We start from the raw sequence: 704 nt of genomic DNA, 5'->3' as shown, positions 1-704 counted from the left end.
CCAGCAGGCGTTCGGGGGCGGGCAGATGGCGCAGGTCGGCCAGACGCTGCTGCGACCGCGCGGCGCGGCGCCGGGTAAAGGGCAGGATGATCGCCGCCAGCAGCAGCCCGGCGATCAGGCCAAGCGCCAGCAGCGCCACCATCTCGGCCTGCGACAGGCCCGTCATCGATGCGGGCAGGCGGATGGGCGACAGGGCCTGCATCAGCTGGTCATGCGCCATCGCATCGGGGACCATCGGGTCGGGGGTCATCGGGTCGGGGGTCATCGGATCACGCGCCCCCCCATCATGGCGCGATCCGCCGCGCGACGACGCCCATCGCGGTCAGGCGATCGGTCTGCGCGCCCAGATCGGCGGGCCGCAGCCGCAGCAGATGCGTGGCGCCACCCTGACGGACGGGCAGAGCGCGGGCAGGCGGCGTCAGTTCCAGCGGATCGAGGATCAGCGCCACCTCCAGCCGCCTGCCAAGGGCCAGCCGGGTCAGCGCGGCCTCGGCCCCCTGCCAGCCATCGGGGGCAGTGGTCAGGATCACATGCGCCCCCGAGGGTGCGGCGCGCAGGGCTGCCGACAGAGCCTCGGTCAGCGGGGGGGTGTCGGGGGTGGTGCCCGCCAGCGCCGCGGCATGGGCATCGGCCAGCATCTGGCACAGGATCGGCATCTGTCGGTCGCCCGCCGCAGGCGGCAGGACGCGCACCCCCGCATCGCC

Annotated in this window: 1 protein-coding gene and 1 pseudogene; both read right to left on the bottom strand. The window is 74.4% G+C overall.

The window, feature by feature from the left end; translation table 11 throughout:
* Positions 1-265 (bottom strand): hypothetical protein (locus tag EG885_RS22360; protein ID WP_131579074.1); only part of this gene is annotated, 265 nt, incomplete at its 3' end.
* A 19-nt stretch (positions 266-284) separates the two neighbouring features.
* A pseudogene (locus EG885_RS22955) lies at positions 285-704 on the bottom strand (DUF58 domain-containing protein); the annotation flags it as partial.

It is taken from the genome of Paracoccus nototheniae (genome assembly GCF_004335005.1).
GTDB classification, from domain to species: domain Bacteria; phylum Pseudomonadota; class Alphaproteobacteria; order Rhodobacterales; family Rhodobacteraceae; genus Paracoccus; species Paracoccus nototheniae.
Note: the sequence above shows the minus strand (reverse complement) of the source record. Positions and strands in the feature narration are given on the sequence as shown.